We start from the raw sequence: 1094 nt of genomic DNA on the forward strand, positions 1-1094 counted from the left end.
AGAAATGAGAAAAGGAGCTAACGGGGAATCTACAAATTTCTTGCAATCTGAACCTTCAGATGAATGGAAAATAGGCTATGCCTTTACTTTAGATTCAATAGATGAGAAAAAGGTGAATAACATTCAAAAAGTGATTGTGGAACATAAAGAATCTCCTTTTAATAAAGGGGCTATTACTTGTAAATTAACTGATTATGGGCACGTATCATTAACAAATAAAAATTATACAGAAACCTTTAAAGGCATCAAAAATAAACGACCAATAGAATCAAAAGATTATGCTCGCATTCTTCATGAATCTTTCGGAATAACACAAGAAAAATATGTAGGAAAAACACTAGAAAGAGGCTAGTTGACTAGAATTATTTCATAATAAAGCAGATTCCATATTTAGAATCTGCTTTATTTTATATTTTGTTATAAAGGAATTTATTTTTGCTGGTACCCTTTAATTTTCAATGATATACTCATCATCATATTTATCATATTGGAGGCCTGATCCTATTTTTGATTCCGTAACTTGATCTCTTAAAAACGGTGCAGCTTCCATTTTGCTAGTTGCAATTTCAATTCCATATTTTTTCGTTAAATGGGCTAATTCTATTAAAAACCACTCTCTTCGTAATGTGACTGGAATATCAAATGTTCTTCTTTTCATATATAATAGCACCTCTTTAATTTTCATAACTTAAAAAACATTATAGTATATGCATGTCCATTCTAAATGTGCTATTACTAAAATAACATTTTAGTTTACATAAAATAATTATGTATTAGTAGAAAGAGGCTTGTCCTCCTCTTTCTACTGTAGAGATTTAAATTAAGAACATCTTGGTACACCTAAAGCTAAGAATAAACCTGCTACTCCCGCAGTAATCGGTACTTTTAACGTAATTACATCGTCTACCTTCGTTACTAAAAAGTAAGCATTACCTTCTTGTAATATACAAGTCACCAACAATTGGAATTCCATTCAAATCCCCTCCTTTCAATCGATATATTATACTTTATGGATTTTATTCAAAAATGTAATAGGAAATACATCCATTTTCCCCTATATTCAAATAAATGTTTATCAGTCTATTAAAACTACT

General features: G+C 29.6%; 3 protein-coding genes. 1 reads left to right on the forward strand and 2 read right to left on the reverse strand.

Features of this window, described 5'->3' with window-relative positions:
• A partial coding sequence (locus tag RCF13_RS11065) for an arylamine N-acetyltransferase (RefSeq protein ID WP_308141183.1) occupies window positions 1-352 on the forward strand: 352 nt, incomplete at its 5' end.
• 96 nt (window positions 353-448) lie between these two features.
• Here the strand turns inward: RCF13_RS11065 and RCF13_RS11070 are convergent.
• Together RCF13_RS11070 and exsG are read right to left on the reverse strand one after the other, a co-directional pair.
• A complete protein-coding gene (locus RCF13_RS11070) occupies window positions 449-685 on the reverse strand; it encodes a hypothetical protein (protein ID WP_001997375.1) in 237 nt (78 codons plus the stop codon).
• Between the two features lie 135 nt (window positions 686-820).
• On the reverse strand, window positions 821-973 hold the full coding sequence (gene exsG / locus RCF13_RS11075) for an exosporium protein ExsG (protein WP_000395679.1): 153 nt from the start codon (window positions 971-973) through the stop codon (window positions 821-823).
• Window positions 974-1094: the final 121 nt, after the last annotated feature.

Source organism: Stenotrophomonas maltophilia group sp. RNC7 (assembly GCF_030910085.1).
Lineage (GTDB): Bacteria > Pseudomonadota > Gammaproteobacteria > Xanthomonadales > Xanthomonadaceae > Stenotrophomonas > Stenotrophomonas sepilia.

Coding starts and splice junctions, on each gene's coding strand:
- RCF13_RS11070 (WP_001997375.1), bottom strand. CDS start 685: ATGAAAATTAAAGAGGTGCTATTATATATGAAAAGAAGAACATTTGAT.
- exsG (WP_000395679.1), bottom strand. CDS start 973: ATGGAATTCCAATTGTTGGTGACTTGTATATTACAAGAAGGTAATGCT.